The 21,696-nt window shown below is 73.0% G+C and carries 11 protein-coding genes; all 11 read left to right on the top strand.

The window, feature by feature from the left end:
• Positions 1–312 precede the first annotated feature (312 nt).
• Genes ACFWP5_RS08085 through ACFWP5_RS08035 form a run of 11 tightly spaced genes read left to right on the top strand, consistent with a single transcriptional unit; the run spans position 313 to position 21,627 of the window.
• Entirely contained in the window at positions 313–2,139 is a 1,827-nt protein-coding gene (locus ACFWP5_RS08085; protein ID WP_384152036.1) for a non-ribosomal peptide synthetase, read from the top strand.
• The gene (locus ACFWP5_RS08080; protein ID WP_384152033.1) at positions 2,136–3,590 is read left to right on the top strand and encodes a condensation domain-containing protein; all 1,455 of its coding nucleotides are present in this window, start codon (positions 2,136–2,138) and stop codon (positions 3,588–3,590) included. The genes ACFWP5_RS08085 and ACFWP5_RS08080 overlap by 4 nt, the downstream gene beginning before the upstream one ends.
• Positions 3,587–4,498: a sugar phosphate isomerase/epimerase family protein gene (locus tag ACFWP5_RS08075; protein ID WP_384152030.1), complete on the top strand. Its 912-nt coding sequence runs from the start codon at positions 3,587–3,589 to the stop codon at positions 4,496–4,498. Before ACFWP5_RS08080 ends, ACFWP5_RS08075 begins: the two co-directional genes overlap by 4 nt.
• On the top strand, positions 4,495–9,603 hold the full coding sequence (locus tag ACFWP5_RS08070; RefSeq protein WP_384152027.1) for an amino acid adenylation domain-containing protein: 5,109 nt from the start codon (positions 4,495–4,497) through the stop codon (positions 9,601–9,603). Before ACFWP5_RS08075 ends, ACFWP5_RS08070 begins: the two co-directional genes overlap by 4 nt.
• Complete coding sequence (locus ACFWP5_RS08065) at positions 9,600–13,157, top strand: beta-ketoacyl synthase N-terminal-like domain-containing protein (RefSeq protein WP_384152024.1); 3,558 nt, start codon at positions 9,600–9,602, stop codon at positions 13,155–13,157. Before ACFWP5_RS08070 ends, ACFWP5_RS08065 begins: the two co-directional genes overlap by 4 nt.
• Positions 13,157–14,122, top strand: coding sequence for a 3-oxoacyl-ACP synthase (locus tag ACFWP5_RS08060; RefSeq protein ID WP_384152269.1), 966 nt, complete (start codon positions 13,157–13,159; stop codon positions 14,120–14,122). The genes ACFWP5_RS08065 and ACFWP5_RS08060 overlap by 1 nt, the downstream gene beginning before the upstream one ends.
• Before the next feature lie 52 nt (positions 14,123–14,174).
• A complete protein-coding gene (locus tag ACFWP5_RS08055; protein WP_384152021.1) occupies positions 14,175–15,482 on the top strand; it encodes an MFS transporter in 1,308 nt (435 codons plus the stop codon).
• A 4-nt stretch (positions 15,483–15,486) separates the two neighbouring features.
• Positions 15,487–16,263, top strand: coding sequence for a thioesterase II family protein (locus ACFWP5_RS08050; protein WP_384152018.1), 777 nt, complete (start codon positions 15,487–15,489; stop codon positions 16,261–16,263).
• A 13-nt stretch (positions 16,264–16,276) separates the two neighbouring features.
• The gene (locus ACFWP5_RS08045) at positions 16,277–16,510 is read left to right on the top strand and encodes an MbtH family protein (RefSeq protein ID WP_384152015.1); all 234 of its coding nucleotides are present in this window, start codon (positions 16,277–16,279) and stop codon (positions 16,508–16,510) included.
• Positions 16,507–17,862, top strand: a complete 1,356-nt coding sequence (locus ACFWP5_RS08040; RefSeq protein WP_384152012.1) for a cytochrome P450 — start codon at positions 16,507–16,509, stop codon at positions 17,860–17,862. The genes ACFWP5_RS08045 and ACFWP5_RS08040 overlap by 4 nt, the downstream gene beginning before the upstream one ends.
• Positions 17,863–17,898: 36 nt before the next feature.
• On the top strand, positions 17,899–21,627 hold the full coding sequence (locus ACFWP5_RS08035; protein ID WP_384152009.1) for an amino acid adenylation domain-containing protein: 3,729 nt from the start codon (positions 17,899–17,901) through the stop codon (positions 21,625–21,627).
• Positions 21,628–21,696 lie beyond the last annotated feature (69 nt).

Here is a 21,696-nt window from a genome sequence, read left to right as displayed (position 1 = left end):
CACCAGGCATGGACACGGCAACTGACAGGCACGTTCGACGCGGCATGGGCGGGAATTCGGCCTTCCGGCCGGCTGAGTTTGCCGCCCGAGTTTCCTGGTGCCGCCGTGGCCGGGACGAGCATGGTTGTGAACCACGCGACTCAGGTGTTCGCAGGAGGGTGGGGCGGGCGGATCGACAACGACGGACCTCATCGTCTTCACGAACGATGTCGGATCAGGATCTTCGCGATGAATCACTGATCTCGACGCGCTCGGAGGCTGCTCGGCGGAGCCGGCCCACAGCGCGGGGAGTGGCAACGGGGAGTGGTAACGATGACTTCTGCTCATGCTTCTGACCTGTCCGGCGGCCTCTGGTCTCCGCGTGGGATCAGCACTCTGATCCAGGAGCGGGTGGCTGCCCATCCGGACGCCCTGGCGGTCTGTGACGTCGCCGGCGCGGCTCTCAGCTATGCCGAACTCTGGGAGCGGGCCGGGTGGCTCGCCGGCGATCTGGCCAGCCGCGGGATCGGTGCCGGTGACCGTGTCGCGCTGGCCCTCGGGCGCTCGGTCGATTTCGTGGTCGCGGTGCTCGGTGTGATCCGTGCTGGAGCCGCCTACGTCCCGCTGGACCCGATGGCCCCGCCCGAGCGGGTGGAAGGCATCCTCGCCGATGCCGAGCCCGCCGTGATCCTGGCCGCGCCGGATCCGCTGCCCGCTCTGCCCCCGACACGGACAGCGGTGGTCACCGGTCTGCCGGACCGGGACCCGGGCACCCCGGCCCCGGACACCTTCCCCGACCCGGAATCCGTCTTCTACATCGGCTTCACCTCGGGCTCGACGGGCCGCCCGAAGGGCGTCATGATTCCGCACCGCGCCGTCGAGAGGTTCGCCACCGCACCGGACTACATCCGCTTCGAACCGGGCCTGAGGGTCGCGTGCCTGGGGAATCCGGCCTTCGACATCATCCTTTTCGAGGTCTGGACCACCCTGGCCGGCGGCGGGACCGCGGTGGTCCTGCCGGATGCCGTCGACATCCCGATCGCGGACTGGGCCGAGGTGCTGGCCGGGGAGCGGATCGACGTCCTGTTCCTGACCACGGCGCTGCTGGAGATGATCGTCCTGGAGAATCCCGGGGCCTTCGCCTCAGTGAGGTCGGTGATCTTCGGCGGAGACGTCGTGGACCCAGGCGCGCTGCGTGCGATCTGCGCGGCGGAGCCGCCGCGCGAGCTCGTGCACGTCTACGGCCCGACGGAGACGGCCACCTTCGCCAGTTCGCACGTGTGCCGAGGCGAGGAGTTGCGCGACCCCCAGCGGGTCCCGATCGGCAAGGCGGTCCAGTCGACGACACTGTCGCTGCGTGACGCGGACCTGCGACCGGTGCCGTCCGGCGAGGTCGGCGAGATCTGCATCGGCGGGCCCCAGGTCGCGCTGGGCTACCTCGGCCTGCAGGAGCTGACGGCGGAGCGCTTCGTGGTCCTGGCGGACGGCGAGCGGGTGTACCGGACCGGTGACCTGGGTCGGTTGCTCCCGGACGGCACGTTCGACTTCCAGGGCCGTGTCGACCGCCAGGTCAAGGTGCGCGGCTTCCGGGTGGAACTCGGCGAGGTCGAGGCGGCCGCGCTGCGCACCGGTCTGGTGGCAGCCGTGGTCGTGGAGCGGGTGGGCGAGGGACCGGAGGCGCACCTGGTGGGCTTCGCGGCGCCCACCGCCGAGGCCGGTCCCACCGATCTGATCGCCGGTCTCATCAAGGCTTTGAGTCAGACCCTGCCCGAGTACATGGTCCCCCACCGGTGGCGGCTGTACCCCACGCTTCCGATCAACTCCACCGGGAAGGTGGACCGGACCGGGCTGCTGGCCGAGCTCCCGGAGTCCGCGATCGCGACCGCAGCCGACGTCACGACAGATCTCACCGAGCCGGAGTCAGAACTCTGCGCCCTCCTGTGCGAGGTCGTGGCCGGCGTGCTCCACCTCCCGCAGGTCAAGCCCGAGGACAACTTCCTCGACCTCGGCGGCACCTCCATCCTGGCGTTGCAGGCGGCGAGTCGGCTGCGCAAGGCACTGGTGTCCGACGTCCTGTTGAACCCGGCGGAGATCCTGTTCGCAGACAGTCTCAGAGACCTGAGCCGAAGCCTCCTCGACCCGACCGACGCCGCACGGTGAGGGGCGAGTTCGGGCCGGTACCGACGCGTCGCGCGGCCAGGACGGCGCCGCTGTCGTCGGCCCAGGAGTCGCTGTGGTTCCTGCGGGCCGCCGATCCGGAGGCGACGACCTATCACATACCCACGCTGATACAGCGACCGCAGGGTATCGACGTCGGCACCCTGCGCGCCGCCCTGACCGCGGTCGCAGCGCGTCACGAGATGCTCCGCACCACCTTCCCCGTGCGGGACGGCGGGCCGGTACAGCAGATCGGGGATCCCGTCCCGATCGACGTCGAGGTGGTCGATGTGCGCGACCGCCCTGATGCCGAGAGTTTCGTACTGCGCGACGCCCGGGCCCGGTCCGCCGCCTTCTTCGACCTGGAGGACGCGCCGCCGCTCCGTTGCGTCCTGTGGCGGGGACCGGCCTCCGGCGACGCGGTACTGCTCTGTGTCCACCACATCGCCATCGACCAGTGGTCCCTGGCGATTCTGGTCGAGGACCTGGCCACGGCCTACGACGCCGTCGAGGCCGGGGCCGACGTTCGGCTTCCCGAGGTCCCGCTCCAGTTCGCGGACTTCGCGGCCTGGGAGAGGGAAGCGCTCGACACCGATCAGGCGCGCCGGACGGAGTCGGAGCGGATCGCGGACCTGCGCCGTTATCCGAACCAGCTGCGGCTCGGCGCGCCGCCGCCCGGCGACGCCGCGCCGACCGGACCGGACAGCGAGCGCGGGCTGATCGACCTGGTGTTCCCGCAGAGCGTCGGCGAACTGTTGCCGCGTCGGGCCCGGGAGCTGCGGGTGACGCCGTTCCTCCTGGCGTTTGCGGCCTTCCAGGAGACTGTGCGGCGTTGGTCCGGCCAGGAGCGGTTCCTGATCGGCACCACGCTGACCCAGCGCTCCGGCGCCGAACTGGACCGGACCGTCGGCTACTTCCTGAACACGGTGCCGCTGCGCTGCCGGGTCCGGGCGTCCGCGAGTTTCGCGGAGCTCTGCGCCGTGGTCCGCGAGGAGTTCACCGAGGGCATGCGGTGCCAGGCAACGCCGTTCGACCGCCTGGTCCGGGGTCTTTCCGTGAGCCGCGTCGGCCGGCCGCTGACGCAGCTCGCGTTCAGTGTGCTGCCGACCGGGCCGGTCGAATCCGTGGGCCCGTGGCGTGAGTTGCCCGTCCCGCCGCTCGGCAAGGCGGCGTTCGACCTCACCGTGCTGGTCGCCGCGGGCAGCGGCCGACCGACCGGGGTGATCGAGTTCGACCCGGCAGTCTATCCGCGGCAGACGGTCGCGGCACTGCATGACGACTTCACCACTCTGTTGGATGCCGCCCTGGCCGACCCGGGTGTTCCGGTGTCCCGGCTGCCGCTGTCTCCCCGCCGCGACGGCGGATCTCAGGGAACGCTGATCGGGCCGCGGATGGATCTCGTGACCATGGTTCGTGGCCGCGTGGCGGCCACGGGGAAGGAAGGACTCCGATGACCGAGCAGACCGTCGACCAGGGTGCTGAGACAGTCCCCGAGGTGATTGCCGAGCCCTGGAAGGCCAGCGTGGGCCTGGTCGTCGACCAGGCGTACCTGGGCTCGCCGTACACCGGTATCGACGCGTGGCGCGCGGCGGCGGAGGCCGGCGCGGAGTGGCTCAGCGTCGTCGAAGAGGCGTACGGACTCCCCGAGGAGAGGATCCGCCAACTGCGTGACGATACCGACAAGGCCGGCATCCCGATCCACCTGGTCGCCTGTCCCGCCTTCGGGCTGGCCGACCCACGCGACGCGGTCCGCGACTTCAACCTGGAATGGGCCAAGGCCCAGGTGGACTTCGCCCGAGGAGTCGGCGCGCGCCGGGTGAAGGTCCTGCTGGGAGAGTGGGTCTGGAAGGGCAACTGGTCGAACGAGCTGCAGTGGAGTCTGGTCGTCGAGAACATGCGCCGCCTGTGCGACTACGCGGAGCAGTACTCGATCATGGTGAGCCTTGAGCCGGAGGCGCTGGAGAACGCGTACATCAACGACACGTACTCCCTCGTGCAGATGCTGGACGATGTGGCCTCGCCGGTACTGTCGGCGAACGTCGACACCTCTCACCTGGTGGTCCGCGCGATCCACCCGAGTGGCATCAGACTCCTGAAGGGCAGACTGGACACCGTCAACTTCTCCGACTCCAACGGCCGCTGGCACGAGCACCTGCCGCCCGGCACCGGGGTTAGCGACATGGCGGCCTTCGCCGCCGAGGTGAGCAGCGCCCGGCGGTCCGACGACGCGCTGGTCGCGGTGGTGGTCGGCCCGTTCGCCGACCCGGAGAACGCCTACGAGAAGGTGGCCGCGTCGTTGGGCGCCACTCGCCGGCTGTTCGGTGTGCCCCTGGATCCGGTCGGCGGCGGGACGGGTCTGTGACGCCAGGCGCACCGGACTCCCGTACGCAACTGCTCGAACTGATCGTCGCGCAGCTGGCGACCGCCCCGGCGACCGCGGGCATCACCTGCGACGGCCGGTTCACGCCCTACAGCCGGATCGACGTCTGGGCCCGGGAGGTCGCCGACGCTCTGCGAGACGTCGGCGTCGGGCGCGGCGACATCGTGCCCGTCGCGTCCGGCCGGGGCGCCGCCATGGTCGCCGGCTGGCTCGGCGTGCTCCGCGCCGGGGCCGCCTACCTGCCGATCGACATCGACCTGCCGGACGAGCGGATCGCCTATCTGGCCGCCGACAGCAAGGCGCGGGTGGCGCTGGTCGACGCGTCCCCGGGCGCGCTGACGACGGCCTTCCACTCCAGCGTGACAGTGCTCAGCATCGACGATCTGCCGATGCCGGTTCCGTCGGTGGACCCGGAGCCCGCCGCGGGCACCGGATCGGCCGACACGTGTGCCGCCGGCCCCGAGCTGACCGAGCGCGACCCGGCGTGCGTCCTCTACACCTCCGGCAGCACCGGTCGGCCCAAGGGTGTGGTCATCGATCACGGGACCCTGCTCCAGGCGGCGCTGCGCTGGTGCTGGCTGTTCCCGTTCGAGCGCGGCGACCGCGTCCTGTCGGCTGCCTCCGTGTCCTTCGACGCCGGCAACGCCGACGTGGCCGCGGCGCTGGTGTCCGGCACGGACCTCGTCCTGGCGACCGACGCGCAGCGCCGCGACCCGGCACTGCTGGCTCCGCTGCTGACCGCCGAGCCCGGCGTGAGCGCGCTGTTCGGGACCCCCAGTGCCGTGCATGCCGCGCTGGCCGATGTCGCCCCCGCCTCCGGCCGGGTGCGGCACGTCGTCATGGGCGGCGAGGTGCTCACGGGCGGCCGGGTCCGCGAGGTCCGCGCCAAGCTCGGCTGCCGCGTCACCAACGTCTGGGGCGTCACCGAGGCCCCTGCGATCACCACGACGCACACGGCCGACCCGGACACCGACCCGGAGCTGACCGGCATCGGGACGCCGGTCCCCAACACGCGGGTCTACCTGCTCGGCCCGCACCTGGAACCGGTGCCGGACGGAGCCGTCGGTGAGCTCTACATCGCCGGCGCCGGGGTCGCCGGCGGATACGTCGGCAGCCCCTCCCTGACGGCGCGGCGCTTTCTCCCCGACCCCTGGTCCGAGATCCCCGGCGCCCGCATGTTCGCCACCCGCGACCTGGCGGTCCTGCGGCCGGACGGCGGCCTCGAATACCGGGGCCGTGCCGACCAGCAGGTCAAGGTGAACGGCAACCGCGTCGAACTCGGCGAGGTCCAGGCGATCCTGGAGGCGGTGCCGGGCGTGCGCAGCGCGGCGGTGCTCGCCGACCGCGAGGCCGACCACGACCGGCTCGTCGGCTACGTCGAGGTCGACGGGTCCGCCCCACCGACCGCCGGGCAGATCCGCACCGCCCTGCGCCGATGGCTGCCCGCTGCCGTCGTCCCCGCGTCGGTCCGGGTCGTCGCGACCATGCCCCGCTCCGCGCACGGGAAGCTCGACGTCGCTGCGCTGCGCTCGGCCCCGTGGCAGGAACTGGCCGCAGCGGCCGATGAGAACGGGCCGGACCCGGCGGACCGCTCCGCCGACCACTGTCTGTCCGTGCGGCTCTTCGCTCAAGCCCTGGGCCGGAACGAGGAGACCGCTGACTTCGCTGCGGACGCCGACTTCTTCGCCCTCGGCGGCACGTCGATGGTCGCCGCGCGGATGATCACCGAGGCCCAGACCCCGGACCGCCCCGCTCTGGCACTGCGCGACTTCCTCGCCGACCCGACGGTCGGCGGGTTCGCCAAGGTGCTGGCCGCCGCGGCGTCCCCGTCACCCGAGGCCGCGGCACCGGGAATCGCATCGTCCCTGGCCGCTCCGCCGGACGCCGGACACTCCGACGCAGCCGGTGACACATTCCCGGCCGGCAGCGCCCAGCGGCGGCTCTGGATCCTCAACCAGGTCCCCTCCTATCAGACCGCGTACCTGATTCCCGGCGTGCTGGAGCTGACCGGACCGGTGGATCCGGAGACGGTGTGCTCGGTGGTGCGGCGGGTGCTGGAACGGCATCCCATGCTGCGCGCCCGCTTCCGGCTGGCCGCCGACGGCCGCGCCGTCGAAGGCCGGCTCGGGCCCCCGCCCGAGGTCGGCCGCCTCGATGCCGCCGGCCTGGATGACGCGGCGCTCGCCGCCCACCTCGACGTCTTGTGCGGCGACCCGTTCGACCTCCGCGACCAGGCACCGGTGCGGGCCGAGGTGATTACCCACGGGACCCGGACGCTCCTGGTGCTGTGCGCGCACCACATCGCCGTGGACGGGGTGTCGCATCGCTTGCTGCTCGGGGAGATCGCCGCCACGTACCGGGCCCGTCGGTCCGGTACGCCGGACGCGGCGCCGACCCCGACCCGGCTGCCGGCGCTGCCGGCGACGACCCGAGAGCGCACCGACGACCTGGTCGCGTCGCTGCGCGGCGCGCCGACCGACGTGCTGCTGCCGCACGACCGGCTGCGGTCGCAGACCGCCGACACCGCCGCTGCTTCCTGTCCGGTGCCGCTGGACGCCGCGGTGGCCGCCCGGATCGCGGGCTTTGCCGCCGACCACGACGTGAGCGTGTTCATGGTGCTGACGGCGGCGGTGGCGGTCGCCCTGGCGCGCCGCTCCGGACAACGCGACTTCCTCCTCGCCTCGCCCTGGGCCGGCCGGGAGGACGCGGACCGCGCCGAGGCGATCGGGATGCTGGTCAACACCCTGGCCATCCGGGCGGACCTGAGGGGCGCGCAGACCTGGACCGACGCCCTGGCCCGGGTGCGGACCTCGGCGCTGACCGCGTACCGGCACGCCGACGTGCCGTTCGACGACGTGGTGGCCCGGCTCCAACCGGAGCGGGACCTGAGCCGGCCGCCGCTGACCCCGGTCGAGATCTCGCTGTCCGACGGCGTCCTGCCGCCGATGGATCTCGGCCCCGACGTCTCGGCCCGCTGGCTGCCCACCGGGTTCGCACGGGCCAAGTACGAACTCGTCGTCGACGCCCGGACCACCGGCGCCGGGCTGGACCTCGCTCTGGGCTACGTGACCGCGCTGTTCGACGCGGCCACCGCCACCCGGATCGCCACCGACCTCGGCGGTGCGCTGACCGACCTGGTCACCGACCCGACCGCCGGGCTCGGGCTTCCCGAGACCGGCCCGGCCCTGCCGGTGGCGCTCGACGCGCTGCCCGGGGCCCCGGACGGCACGGTGCTGATCCACCGCGACACCGAGCTCACCCGCGCCGAGCTCGACGCCTGGGCCTGGGGCGTGGCCACGCGGCTGCGGGCGGCCGGGATCGGCCCCGGTGACGTGGTACCGGTCGTGGCCGCCCGCGGTGCCGGGATGGTGGCCGGCTGGCTGGGCGTGCTGCGCGCCGGAGCCGCCTACACGCCGGTCTCCGCCGACGTCCCGCCGCCCCGGCTGACGTACATCGCCCAGGAGGTCCGAGCCCGCGTGGTCCTCGTCGACGACGGCGCCCGCGCCGCCGTCGACGGCCTGGCGGCCATCGACATCACCGGCCTGAGCGGGCCGGCGCTCGCGCCGCCGTCGGTCACCGGGGCGGATCCGGCCGCGGTCCTGTTCACCTCGGGAACCACCGGCAACCCCAAGGGCGTCGTGGTCACCCACGGAAACCTGACGTCGTACATCGCGGCCATGCACGGGACGTACCCCCGCCTGGTTGGCACCCGGCACCTGCTGGCCAGCACCGCCGACACCGACTTCTCCGGCACCGTGGTACTCGCCCCGATCGCCACCGGCGGGTCCACGGTCATCGCCGATGACGCCGAGTGCCTCGACGGCCGCCTGCTGGCCGACCTGGTCCGACGGCAGCGGATCGAGGTCGTCAAGCTCACGCCCTCGCATGCGGCGCGGCTGCTCAACACCCCGTTCGGCGCCGCGCTGCGCGATGCGGACGTGCTGGTGCTCGGCGGCGAGCCGATCACCGCCACGCTGGTCGGGGAGCTGGCCGCGGCGCGCCCGCCGGGCACGCTGACGATCAACCACTACGGCCCGACCGAAACCACCATCGGCGCCGTGACCCACGTGCTGGACCCGCGCGTTCCCGAGGCGCCTCCGGTGGGCCGGCCGCTGCCGGACGTCAGGGTCCTGGTCCTGGACGAGGCCCTGCGTCCGCTGCCGGACGGCGAAGCCGGGATGCTCTGGATCGGCGGCCCGCAGGTGACAGCCGGCTACTTGCGCCGCCCCACCGAGACGGCGCGTGCCTACCGCCTCCTGGCCGCCGACGTCGGGGCCGGACCCATGTACCGGACCGGCGACGTGGCGGTCCGGTCGGCCGACGGCACCATCCGCCTGCACGGACGCGTGGACGACCAGGTCAAGATCCGGGGCTTCCGGGTCGAGCCGGGCGAGGTCCGCGCCGCGCTGCTGGCCCTGCCGGAGGTACGGCAGGCCGAAGTGCTGGGCCACGAGGGCCGGTTGGTCGCCTTCGCCGTGCTGGACGGCGGCCGGGCCGGCGAGCCGGGATCCGGGGCGGACGGCGGGCCCGACGTCGCAGCCGGCCGGCACGTGCTCGACCGGCTGCGCTCGGCACAGCCCAGCCACCTGGTTCCCGAACTCCTGGTTCCCGTCCCGAAAATGCCCCTGGCCCGGACCGGCAAGGTGGACCGGGCGGCTCTGCGGGCCCTGCTGGCCGGCGGACCGGGCGCGGTGCCCGTGGGAGAGCACCGGACATCCGTGCCGGCCGGGGTGTGCGGCCCGGCCGTCGGTGAATCCGGTCTGGAGCAAAGGGTCCGCGCCATCTGGTGTGCACTGTTGGACCGGACGGATGTAGGGCTCGACCAGCCGTTCTTCGAAGCCGGTGGCAACTCGCTGTTGCTGATCGCGCTCCTGGAGCGGCTTCGCGGACTGGGTGCCCGGGAGGTGGCCGTCGGTGACTTGTTCTCGCACGTCACCGTGCGGGCGCAGGCCGCCCTGCTGGCCCGGGGCGACCTTCAGGCCGACGGTGGGCGACCCACCACGATGGGGCGGCGCGACAGCCTGGCGGCCCGGCGGAGCCGGGTGCGAGCGGGGACAAGTCAAGACAACGGGGTGCGAGAGCGATGACTTCATCAACCGACATCGCCGTGATCGGCGTCGCGGGCCGGTTCCCGGACGCCTGGGTGCCGGCGGGGTTCTGGCAGAACGTCCAGGAAGGACGGGTCTCCGTACGGGAACTCGACGACGACGAACTCCGTACGGCCGGAGTGAGCGAGGACATGATCGCCGCGCCGGACTACATCCGGTCCGGTACGCCGCTGCCCGGCTACGACCTGTTCGCGGCCGATTTCTTCGGCATCACTCCGGCCGAGGCCGAGGTCACCGATCCACAGCAGCGACTGTTCCTCGAAGCCTGCTGGGAGGCGCTGGAGGCAGCCGGGCACGCCGGCCGGAGCCGCGAACAACTGGTCACCGGCGTCTATGCCGGGGCGAGTTTCAGCACCTACGCGATGGCCCAGTACCTCGCGCGGGCGATGAAGACCGGGTTCTCGGCCTTCTCCGACGGGGACATCCGCCGCGGGAGCCTCCCCGACTTCCTCCCCGCAACCGTCGCCTACCGCCTCGGTCTGCGCGGCCCGGCGATCTCGGTCCAGACGGCCTGCTCGTCGTCGCTGACCGCGGTGCACCAAGCGGTGAACGCGCTGCTCGCCGGGGACTGCGACCTGGCGCTGGCCGGCGGAACCTCGACGGTGCACCCGCCCGACGGCCACCGGCGCGACCCGGCCGGGATCATGTCGGACGACGGCCAGTGCCGCAGCTTCGACGCAGCCTCGACCGGCACCGTGGCCGGCGCTGCGGTGGGCGTCGTGGTGCTCCGCCGATTGGCAGACGCGCTCGCCGACGGCGACCCCGTGCTCGCGGTCGTCAAGGGCAGCGCGGTCAACAACGACGGCCCCGACCGGCCGGGGTTCACGGCGCCCAGTCCGGCCGGGGTGGCCGACGTGGTGTCGACCGCGCTGCGCACCGCCGACGTCCCGGCCGACCGCCTGATCTACGTCGAGGCGCATGGTTCCGGCACGCCGCTGGGTGACCAGGTGGAACTCCTCGGCCTGACCCGCGGGCTGCGCCAGACCACCGCGCGCACCGGGTTCTGCGGCCTGGGCTCGGTCAAGGCGAACATCGGCCACTGCGGCTCGGCGGCCGGGATCGTCAGCATGATCAAGGCCTTGCACATCGTGCAGACCGGCGAGATCCCGCCGCTTCCACACCTGCGCACCCCTCGCGATCCGGGCCTGCTGGCCGAGAGCCCGTTCGTCCTGGACACCGTGGCCCGGCGGAACGCGGTCGGCGACAGGGCCGTGCTGGTCCACTCGATGGGGCAGGGGGGCACCAACGTCGCCGTGGTGCTGGAGCCGGCGCCAGGGGCGGTCCGGACCGACCCGTCGGACGCGGCCGATACGGTCGAGCCACCGGTTCGGCTGATCCTGTCGGCGCGCACCCGGGCCGCCCTGGACGCGGCCTCCCGCGAGCTGGCGGACGAGTTGGCGGCCGGCCGGCACCGGCTCCGGGACGTCGCACACACCCTGCGCGTAGGGCGGCGGCACTTCGCGCATCGCCGGGTGGTGCACGGCGACCGGCCGGCACTCGTCGCCGCGCTCCGCGTCCCCCGGCCGCCTGCGGCGCGGACCGCGCTGGTCGAACCGCACTCGGCCCTGGTCGTCCGGACCGCCGACGGCACTCGGCCGACGCTGATCGCCGACGCCGTGGCCCGGGCGCTGGGATGTCCGGCGACCGTCGCGGTCGAGGCCGCCGAGCAGATGCCGCCTTCCGAGCGCGCGTTCGTGATCGTCGTCGGCCCCGGCGCGGCCGCCGCACACTGCCACGTCACCCAGTCGGCGGCCGACGCGAACGACGACGAGATCGCCGACCTCGTCGACGCGGCCCTGACCGCCGCGAGGCTCGACGGCGTCGACGTCGACTGGGCGACGTCGACACCGGCTGTGGCCGGTGCCCGGCGCGTGCCGCTGCCGACCTATCCGTTCCAGAGGCGTCGGTTCTGGGCCCTCGACCGCATCCGGCACGTCTTCGCCGCCGGCGGGGCGCCTGTGCCCCGCAGCTCTGTCGAAGGCGCCCCGGCCGCAGCGGACGGAACCCGCCCCGAACACCTGCCGTCCGCCGTGCCCGCGGCCGACGATGTCGAAGCCGATCTGGTCGGGCTGTGGCAGGAGATGTTCGGCTTCGCCCCGGTGGGCGTGACGGACGAGTTTTCCGCTCTCGGCGGGACCTCCCTCACCGCGACCCGGATGGCGCTGGAGATCGCGCAGCGCCACGACGGCTTCCAGGTGAACCTGCACCGCGTCGGCGGAACCCGGACGACGGTGCGTCGCATCGCCTCCGTACTTCGCGCGCGCGGGCTCGGCTCCGCCGCCTACGGCTCCGCCGACGCCGAGGGCGCACTGGTCGACGCCGACCTCGACCTGCCGCTGGGCACGGCGCGCCCGACCCGGCCGGATCCGCGCCGCGCGGTGCTGCTGACCGGTGCGACCGGCTACGTCGGCGCCTTTCTTCTGCACGAAGCGCAGTTCGCAGGCCACGACGACATCCGCTGCCTGGTGCGCGCCCGCGACGAGGCACACGCCTGGCAGCGGGTCCGGGCCGCGGCCGCCGCCTACGGCCTGCCCGCGCCGGACCCGGAGCAGGTCCGGATGGTGCCCGGTGACCTGACCGACGTTCGGCGGGCACTGGACAGGCCTGGCCGCGGGTCCGACGGCGGGCTCGGGCAGGCCGTCGGCCAGATCCTGCACTGCGCGGCGAGCGTCGTCTTCACCGAGACCTACCGGACGTTGCGCGCCGGCAACGCGGTGGCCACCGCCGACCTGCTGCGGTGGGCCCGGGAGAACGGGGTCCAGGACTTCGGCTACATCTCTTCGCTGGCGGCGTGCTCGCCGACCGGCCCCGACATGTCGATCGCCGAGACCCGCGCACAGCCGCTGGCCGACCGGGCCGGCGGATACGGCACCGGCAAATGGGTCAGCGAACGGCTGGCCGAGCGCGCCGAACGGGACGGGATGCGGATCCGGATCTGGCGACCGGGGCTGATCCTCGGCGACTCGCGCAGCGGTGCCTGCAATCCCAAGGACATGACGTGGCGGCTGATCGTCGCCAGCCTGGCCGTCGGCGCGCACCCGGCCGACGACCGGCTGCTGTACTCGGCCCCGGTGGACGTGGTGGCCAAGGCGATCGTGGCCGGGCTGACCGAGCCCGGCGCCGTGGGCCGGGCCCAACACCTGGTCCACCACGAGCCGTTGTCCATACGTGGCCTCTTCGCGGAGTTGTCCGCAGCGGGGCTGCAGACCGCGCCGCTTCCGCCCGCACGGTGGCAGCAACTGGTCCGCGAGCGGGCACTGGACGCCGGCGACGACGTACTCGCCCCGGTCGCGCTGCTCGGCTTCACTGAGGAACTGGGCGACCTGGTCCGGGTCGAGGCGGAGGCGTGGAAGGGCTGGCTGACCCGAAGCGGACTGAGCTCCGCCGTGGACGGCCCGGCGCTGGCCCGCAGCATCCGGTGGCTGGCCGACACCGAGGGCGGGACGTACCGGGAAGTGCTGGCGGGCGTCATCGGGCACGAGGACTTCCCGCGCCACGCCGTCGGTGCGGCGCTCGGAAGGAAGGTCGTGTGATGGACACCCCCATCGGCATCGGCGAGATCGGCATTCTGCTGCCTGACCGCTTCGTCACCCCCGCCGAACTGGCCGAGGCCGAGCAACTGGACAGCGGCCAGCGGGAGTTCGTGGAGCGCACGGGCATCCAGACCGTCGGCGTGCTGGACGAGGAGGCCCGCGTCCTGGCTGCCCGGGCGGTCCGGACGCTGGTCGCGGACACCGGGGCCGACCCGGACGTGCTGGTGCTGGCCGCACCGAGGTCACCGGATGTGCTGCTGGGATCCGACGTCGCCGCCGTACAGGCCGCCGCGGGACTGCGCCGCGCCTTCGGCTTCACGGTCGACGGCCTGGGCTGCGTCGGGTCCAGTGCGGCCTGGGCGCTGGGCGCCGACCTGCTGCGCGCCGACCCTTCCCGATCGTCGGTGGTGATCGCGCACGCCAGCAGGCCGACCGGACCGGACCGGGTCCGCTTCCCGGTCACCGTCGTCGGCGACGGCGCGTGCGCGATGACGCTCGTGCCCGGCGAGCGCCCGGTGTTGCGGGCGCACCGCGCCGAGATGGACGGGCAGTTCCACGACCTGTTCCGGGTGGACTACAAGGCCGGCCCGGCCTACGAGTGGCGCGAGGTCTGCGACAACGTCGACGAGTACCAGTTCAAGCTCGCGCTGCACAGCCGGGACAGACTCAAGCGGCTGGTCGACCAGGTCCTCGTCGACGCCGGCGTCGACGCCGACCGGGTCGCGGCGACCTTGATGCAGAACGTCACGGCGGGCGCCTTCGACTTCTATGAAAGCCTGCTCTCCCTGGACATCCACGACGTCTGCCGCGCGAACCTGCGTCGCTATGGCCACCTCGGAGCCATGGATGTGGTGCTCAACCTGCGCGATCTGCTCGCGGGCGGCGACCTGGCGCGGGGCGACCTCGTGCTGGTCCTCAATAACAGTCAGGTGGCGGCTTGGGCCGTGACCCTTTGGGAGGTCTGATGCGGCCAGATGCCGCCCCAGTGACGGTCCGGAGACTGCCGAGGAGGACGCGGTGAGCAAGGTGGGCGACGCGGCGGGTTCGCCCGCGGACACTGTCGTGCTGGAACAGGCGCGCGGTTGGGGCGGCGGAAACCGGCTGATCACGGCAGCGGGCGTGTCAGCGCTGGGCGACGGCCTGCGGGCCACCGCGTTACCGCTGCTGGCGGTCACTTACACCACCAAGCCTGTGCTGCTCGCGCTGGTCACCGTGGCCGGCACCGTGCCGATGCTGCTGTCGCCGCTGGCCGGGGTGGCCGCCGACCGCTGGCCGCGCCGGGCCCTGATGGTGTGGCTGGACGTGGGGCGCGCGGTGATCGTCGGGCTGCTCACCCTCCTGATCTGGACCGAGTCCGCCGACCTGGCCGTGCTGTACGCGGCTGCCTTCCTGCTGGGCGTCGGCGAGACAGCGTTCGGCATCACCGCGCAGGCCTACCTGCCGGAGGTGGTGCCCGAGGCGCGGCTGACATCGGCCAACGGCCGGCTCCAGGCCGTGCAACTGATCTTCCTGGACACCGTCGGGCAGCCACTGGGCGGTCTGTTGTTCGCGGTGTCCGCGGCGCTGCCGTTCCTCCTGGACGCCGCGTCGTTCGCGATCGGCGTCATGGTCCTGCTGACCGTGCACTCGCTGTCCGCTACCGCCGCGAAGCCCGCGGCGAAACCTGCAGACGGCACCGGCACCGGCTCGGCCCCGAAGCCGCCGGGCTGGGGCGAGATGGTCCGGGACGGATTCCGCTACCTGCGCGGCGACCGGCTGCTGATGCTGCTGGCCGTGATGCTCGGGTGGCTCAACTTCTTCTTCGCGGGGGTCAGCGCGATCCTTGTGCTCTACGTCCTGGAAGTCCTGGACCTGGGCGAGACGGCGTACGGGTTCTTCCTCGCCGTCGCCGCGCTCGGCGGGCTGGTCGGCGGGCTGACCGCCTCCCGGCTGCGGGAGCGGTTCGGGACGTTCCCGGTGGTGTCCACGGCCCTGGCCGCGCTCGGCGCAGCCTGTCTGCTCATGGGCCTGGTGCACAACCTGGTGGCCGGGGTGGCGGGCTTCTTCGCCCTCAACCTGGCCGCGGTGGTGTACCAGGCGCTCACCGTCGCGTTCCGCCAGACGACGGTCGCGCGAGAGGTGATCGGCCGCATCAACGGTGTCTACCGGCTGATCGGCACCGGGGGCGCGCCGCTGGGCGCGGTCTGCGCCGGCCTGGTCGCCGGGCAGACCGAGGTCTGGACGCCGTTCGTGGTCAGCGGGACCGCGCTGCTGCTGCTCGCGGCGGTCACATGGCGGCCGCTGCGTCGGCTGGGCGGGGCCCGCGGCGCCAAGGCGGGGGGCTGACCCGATGGCGATGATCACCACGAACTGGTGGAGTCCGGACGACGTGGCCGCGCCGGACCAGCCCCGTGTGCTGATGTTCCCCTTCGCCGGCGGCGCGGCGCACTCGATGCGGGAGTGGATCGCGGAACTCGAGCCCGAGTGGCGGCCGTTGGTCATGCAGTACCCGGGCCGGGGATCGCGCTCGCGGGAGCCGTTCGCCGCCTCGGTGGCCGACCTGGCCGCCGCCGCGTTCGCCGACTTCCTCGCCGTGGACGACGGACGACCGCCGCTGGTGTTGGGGCAGAGCCTGGGCGGCTACGTGGCCCAGGAGTTCACCGCGGCCCTGGAGGCAGCCGGGATCACGCCTCGGGCGCTGGTCGTGGTGTCGGTACGGGCGCTGGGCGACATCGGTGGTCCGCCGGATGCGGTCGCCGGCCAGCCCGGCCGGGACTGGTGGCACCAGCAGTCGGACGACGATCTGCTCGCCCGGCTGCACGAGCTCGGCGGCGCCGACCTGGAGGTGTTCGAGCATCCGGCGCTGCGGGAGGCCCTGTTGCCGATCGTGCGGGCGGATCTCGCGATCGGTGACGACCACATCGCGTACGCCAAGCCGCACCGCGTCCGCTGTCCGGTGCTCGCGGTGCACGGCATCGGCGACCGGCAGGTGAGCGCGGCCGAATCGGCGGCCTGGGCCGACTGGACCACAGGCGCCTTCCAGGCCGTCTCCCTGCCCGGCGGCCACTTCCTCCAGCAGCAGGCCCCGGTCGGTCTGCGCGGGATCCTCGCCGACCTGTCGACCTGACGATTGGAGAACGATGACCGACACACGGACCGACGATCAGCGGATGCGGGTCCTGGTCAACGACGAGGAACAGCACGCCATCGTCCCCGAGGACTTCCGGGCCCCGGCCGGCTGGCGGGAGACGGGGTTCGTCGGCGGCGTCGACGCCTGCGAGCGCTGGGTCGAGGAGCACTGGCCGGACATCCGGCCGCGGTCCGTCCGGGAGGCGATCGCGGCTACGCGGACAGGAACCACGGGGACGGTATGACCATCGCACACGGGGCGGCCGGGGCAGGCGGGTCAGCCGCGGCGGGAGAGACGGTCGGCGCGGACCAGGTCGCCGCGACCGTCGGGTCCGGTTCGGCTGCGGCCGTCGCATCCGCCGCGGAATCTGGAACCGGCGCGGGGCTCGACCTGACACAGCCGCGTGCCTTCGTCACCGGCGAGCTGGACCCCTACTTCGCCGAGTTGCGTCGGGATCGTCCGCTGGCCTGGCACGAGCCGCCCGGCGCCGGCGGACAGGGCTTCTGGGTGGCTGGCCGGCACGCCGACGTCGCGGCCCTGGCCCGGGACACGGCCCGGCTGTCCTCGGCGCGCGGCAACATGCTGGAGACACTGCTGGACGGTGGCGATCCCGGCGGGGACCGCATGCTCGTGGTCAGCGACCCGCCGCGCCACGCCGCGCTGCGCGGTCTCATGAAGTCCGGGTTCATGCCGGCCGCGCTCGAGTCCCTCGCCGAGCGGATCCGTCGGGTCGCACGTGACCTGTGGATCCGGGCCGCACTGGACGGACACTGCGACGTGGCGGCGGACATCGCCGCGAAGATCCCGCTGGCGGCGATCTGCGACCTGCTCGGGGTCCCGGAGACGGACCGTGAACACGTGGGCGAACGGACCACGGCAGCGCTCGGCTCGGACCTGGCCACACCCGTGCGGGACGCGTCGCGGCTGGCGCAGGCCGAAATCCTCCTGTACTTCTCGCGGCTGGCCCGGAACGAGCCGAGCGGCATGCTGCGGGTGCTGACCGAGGGAGCGCTGGACGGCGTCCCACTGACCCGCGACGAAATTGTCCTCAACTGCTACAGCCTCATCCTCGGCGGCGACGTGACGACCCGGATGTCGATCGTCGGCGGGGTCCTCGCGCTGGCCTCCGATCCAGCGCTGTGGAAAGGGGTGCGGGACGGCGAGGTCGAGATCGGGTCCACGGTCGAGGAGGTTCTGCGCTGGACCACGCCGGTGGTCCACCTGGCGCGCACCGCCGTCGCCGAGATCGACCTGCACGGTCGGCGAATCCGGCCCGGAGACATCGTCACCCTGTGGCCGCGGTCGGCGAACCGGGACGAGCGCGAGTTCGCCGACCCCGGGCACTTCGATCCGGCGCGCCGCCCCAACCGGCACCTGACGTTCGGGTTCGGGCCGCACTTCTGTCTGGGCGCGCACCTGGCCCGGATCGAGGTGACGGCGGTGCTGGAGGGCATGCGCTACGCGGTCGAGCAGATGACGCCCGACGGTCCGCCGCAGCCGGTGTATTCGGCCTTCGTCGCCGGGTATTCCGCACTGCCGGTCCGCCTGACACCCAGCGCCGCCGCCTTGCGATCCGCCGCCGGCCGAGCCGGCTGAGCGCGCTGTCGCCATCGAGCCTTGCGAGGGTTACCCATGGATATATCGGACATGGCCCGTATCCCGGTCCACTCGACGATCACCGCCCGCTTCGACGCGGTCGCCGCCGCGCACGCCGACTGCGTCGCGCTCCAGGACCGCGACGAGAGCGTCACCTACGTCGAGTTACGGCGGCGGGCCGAGGTGCTGGCGGCATCGTTCGACCGTGACCTGGCGCCGGAGACCCGGGTCGCGCTGTTCCTTCCACGCTCGGTCGACCTGATCGTCGCGATGCTGGCGGTGCTGAAGGCCGGCGGGATGTACGTGCCGGTCTCGCCGGAGTACCCGGCCGAGCGCGTTCGCCTTCTGCTGGCGGACAGCGGCGCGTCGCTGGTCCTCACCTCCGACGGGCTCCGGCGCGACCCGGCGCTGGCCGGGCTGGCCGCGGTCGCGGTCGACGGTCCGCCGCGGGGCTCGGCGTCGGCACCGGCCTCAGCGACCGGCGCCGCCGGGCCGCTGTCGGCCGCATACGTCATGTACACCTCGGGTTCGACGGGGCGGCCCAAGGGTGTCGTCGTCACCCACCGGGGCGTTCTGAACCTGGTGCTGGACCAGGACTACGTCGCCTTCGGCCCGGCCAAAACCGTCCTTCAGATGTCGCCGACGGCCTTCGACGCCTCGACGTTCGAGATCTGGGGTGCGCTGCTGCACGGCGCCCGGCTCGTGGTCGCCGCTCCGAGCTATCAGGCCGTCGACGAACTCGGCGCGACGATCAAGGAGTTCGGCGTCAGCACCCTGTTCCTGACCCCGGCGCTCTTCCACGAGCTGGTCCGCGGCCGGACCGACATCTTCGACGGCCTGGCCGAGGTGGTCGTCGGCGGTGATGTGCTGTCTCCGGCGCGCGGGGCCCAGTTCCTGGAGTACGCGGCCCGGACCGGGGGACCGGTGCTGGTCAATGGGTACGGTCCCACCGAGACGACCACGTTCGCACTGACCCACCAGGTCCGCACCGCGCCCGCCGAGGGCGGCCCGGTCCCGATCGGCACTCCGCTGCGGAACGTCCGGATCCATCTGCTGGACGACCGGCTGCGGCCGGTCGGACCCGGCCAGGTCGGCGCCCTCTGGATCGCCGGCGACGGGGTGTCCCGTGGCTATCTGGGCCGGCCCGCCCGGACCGCGCGCAGCTTCCTGCCCGAGCCCGAGCCGGCCCCGCCGGGCGCCCGGATGTACCGCTCCGGTGACCTTGGCCGCCTGCGGCCCGACGGAACCGTCGAGTTCCTCGGCCGCCAGGACGACCAGGTCAAGATCCGGGGCTTCCGGGTCGAGCCGCGGGAGACCGAGCACGCGCTGCTGTCTCTGGCCGACGTCGCCGACGCCGCAGTCGTGGTGGTCTCCGACGCGGACGGTGCCAAGCGCCTGTCGGCGTTCGCCGTGCCGCGATCCGGAAGCGGGCTGACGGTGGAGCGGATCAGGACGCTGCTGGCAGACGTCCTGCCCGCGCACCAGATCCCGGCCAAGGTCGCGCTGATGGACGCGTTGCCGCTGAGCCCCTCTGGGAAGATCGACCGTACCGCCCTGGCCGCGGGCGCCAAGCCGGGACCGACTGCCGCTCCCGTCGCGCCCGCCTCCGGTCCGACGGCGGACCAGCGGCTGCTCGCCGAGATCTGGGCCCAGGTCCTGGACGTGCCCGAAGTCGGCCTGGACGACGACTTCTTCGGCCTCGGCGGCGATTCCATCCTGGCGATCCGGGCGATCGCGGACTCCGAAGACCGCGGTCTGGAGATCTCGCTGACCGACATGTTCGCCACGCCGACCGTCCGGGATCTGTGTCCGGGCTCGGGCGGTGCCGGCCCCAGGGGCCCGGAGACCGGCAGCGCCTCTGATGACACGGCCACGGACGGCGGCGGGCGCCGGGATATCGCATCCGACGGCCTCGCCGCCGCCTCCGCCGGCGCCGCGTCAGCCGTTGAGCCGTCCGTCGACCTGCCGGCCGACGTCGAGCGCAGCTATCCCGCGACACTCCTGCAACTCGGCCTGGTCTACGAGGCCGCCGGCAGCCCGGATCAGTCGCTCTACCACGACGTGGCCGCGTACCGCGTCGAGACCGCCCTGGACCCGGAGGCGCTGCGGACCGCACTGCATCACGTCGCCGCGGCACATCCGACGCTGCGCACCCGCCTGGATCTGGCCGACCCGGCCGGTCCCCGCCAGCTCGTCGAACGCGAACCGCGGCTGCCGCTGACCGTGCTCGACTGGCGCGACCGCGCCGACGCGACGCTCACCGCGGCGTTGGAGGAACTGGCCGCCGAGGCGGGCCGGCCCTTCGACGTCGAGGCCGGACCGATGATGCGGGTGTACGCGGCAGTGGTCGACGACGCGTCCTTCTGGCTCGTCTACGGCTTCCACCACGCGATCATCGACGGCTGGAGCGAGTCCGTCTTCCTGGTCGACCTGCTCACCGCCTATGCCCGCGCTCGCGACGGCGCCCCGCCGCCTCAGCGACCCGCGTGGGCGGACGGCGGACGGCATGCCGAGTTCGCCCGGCTCCAGGCCGCCGTCACGGAGTCGGAGGACAGCCGCGAGTTCTGGCGCGGGCGCCTGGCGCGGATCGGATCGGACTCCCCGCCGTCGGCGCAGCCGCACTCGCGGAGCGTCGAGCGGGTCCGGGCCGGCGCGGAACTGCCCGCCGGCCTGCGCTCGCGGCTCGAAGCGGTCGCGGCCGAGTTCCGCCTGCCGGTGAAGTCGCTGGTGCTGGCCGCCCACCTGGCGGCGCTCGGCCGGCATCGGGACACCGCGCGGCCGGTGACCGGGATCGTGCTCAACGGCCGCCCGGAGACCGCCGACAGCGATCGGCTGATGGGCCTGTTCCTCAACGTCATGCCGATGGACGCGGACCTGGATGCGCCGAGCTGGGCTGTGCTGGCCCGCAGACTCTTCGAGGCCGAGACGGCGATGCTCCCGCATCGGCGCTACCCGTATCCTGCGCTGCGCCAGATGGCCGGACGGCCGCTGTTCGACACCGTCCTCAACTACGTCCACTTCCATGTCCGCAACCGGCTCGCCGACACCGGCCTGCGGATCGGCGGTTCCCGCATGTGGGATAAGTCCAGCCAACCGCTGCTGGTCGAGGTGATCGCCGACGCGGCGTCCCGCGAGCTGCGGCTGGACCTGGCCGGCGACGCCGGTGTCTGGGACCAGGTCGAGCTGACCCGCTTGTGGGGTCACCACCACGATGCCTTGGTGGCGCTGGTCGCCGATCCGTCCAGCGCGGTGCGGCTCTCCGCATCCGAGGACGGCGTGCCGCTGACGCCGATGCAGCGGGCGATCTGGACCCAACAGCAGATCACCGGAGATCCGACGCTCTACCGGGAGCACATCGGCTACGAGATCCGGGGACCGGTGGACAGCGCGGACCTCGGCCGGGCCGTGGAACGCGCGCTGGCTGACCATCCGGGCATCGGCGCGGCGCTGGCCGTCGGCGGCGGCGCTCCGGCGCTGCTGCCGGGCCGGCACACCATCAGGGTCGAGCACCTGCTCTGCGACAGTCCGCCGGGCCCGGTTGGTCTCGCCGCCCTCGTCGAGGAGCAGATCGAGGCCGGGATCCAGGTGCCCGACGGGCCGCTGTTCCGCTGCGTGCTGATCACCGTGAGCCGCGAGCGGCGCCTGCTGTTCTTCGTCTGGCACCACCTGGTGATGGACGGGTTTTCCCTGCGCGTTCTGCTCGGCGACGTCGTCGCGCACTTCGCCGATCCGGCCGGCGGACCCCGGCACCGTCCGACTTCGTGACCTTCACTTCGGTGAACATCCCGGCGATCAACTCGTCGTTGTCGACATGACCGTCCGCCATGTCGGCCA

Source organism: Streptomyces sp. NPDC058469, assembly GCF_042721125.1.
Taxonomy (GTDB): domain Bacteria; phylum Actinomycetota; class Actinomycetes; order Streptomycetales; family Streptomycetaceae; genus Streptomyces.
This window is presented reverse-complemented; position numbering and strand designations above follow the sequence as displayed.

Excerpts from the sequence above, each read along its gene's own strand:
- ACFWP5_RS08085 (WP_384152036.1), top strand. The coding sequence starts at position 313 with ATGACTTCTGCTCATGCTTCTGACCTGTCCGGCGGCCTCTGGTCTCCG.
- ACFWP5_RS08075 (WP_384152030.1), top strand. The coding sequence starts at position 3,587 with ATGACCGAGCAGACCGTCGACCAGGGTGCTGAGACAGTCCCCGAGGTG.
- ACFWP5_RS08065 (WP_384152024.1), top strand. The coding sequence starts at position 9,600 with ATGACTTCATCAACCGACATCGCCGTGATCGGCGTCGCGGGCCGGTTC.
- ACFWP5_RS08060 (WP_384152269.1), top strand. The coding sequence starts at position 13,157 with ATGGACACCCCCATCGGCATCGGCGAGATCGGCATTCTGCTGCCTGAC.
- ACFWP5_RS08050 (WP_384152018.1), top strand. The coding sequence starts at position 15,487 with ATGGCGATGATCACCACGAACTGGTGGAGTCCGGACGACGTGGCCGCG.
- ACFWP5_RS08045 (WP_384152015.1), top strand. The coding sequence starts at position 16,277 with ATGACCGACACACGGACCGACGATCAGCGGATGCGGGTCCTGGTCAAC.
- ACFWP5_RS08040 (WP_384152012.1), top strand. The coding sequence starts at position 16,507 with ATGACCATCGCACACGGGGCGGCCGGGGCAGGCGGGTCAGCCGCGGCG.
- ACFWP5_RS08035 (WP_384152009.1), top strand. The coding sequence starts at position 17,899 with ATGGATATATCGGACATGGCCCGTATCCCGGTCCACTCGACGATCACC.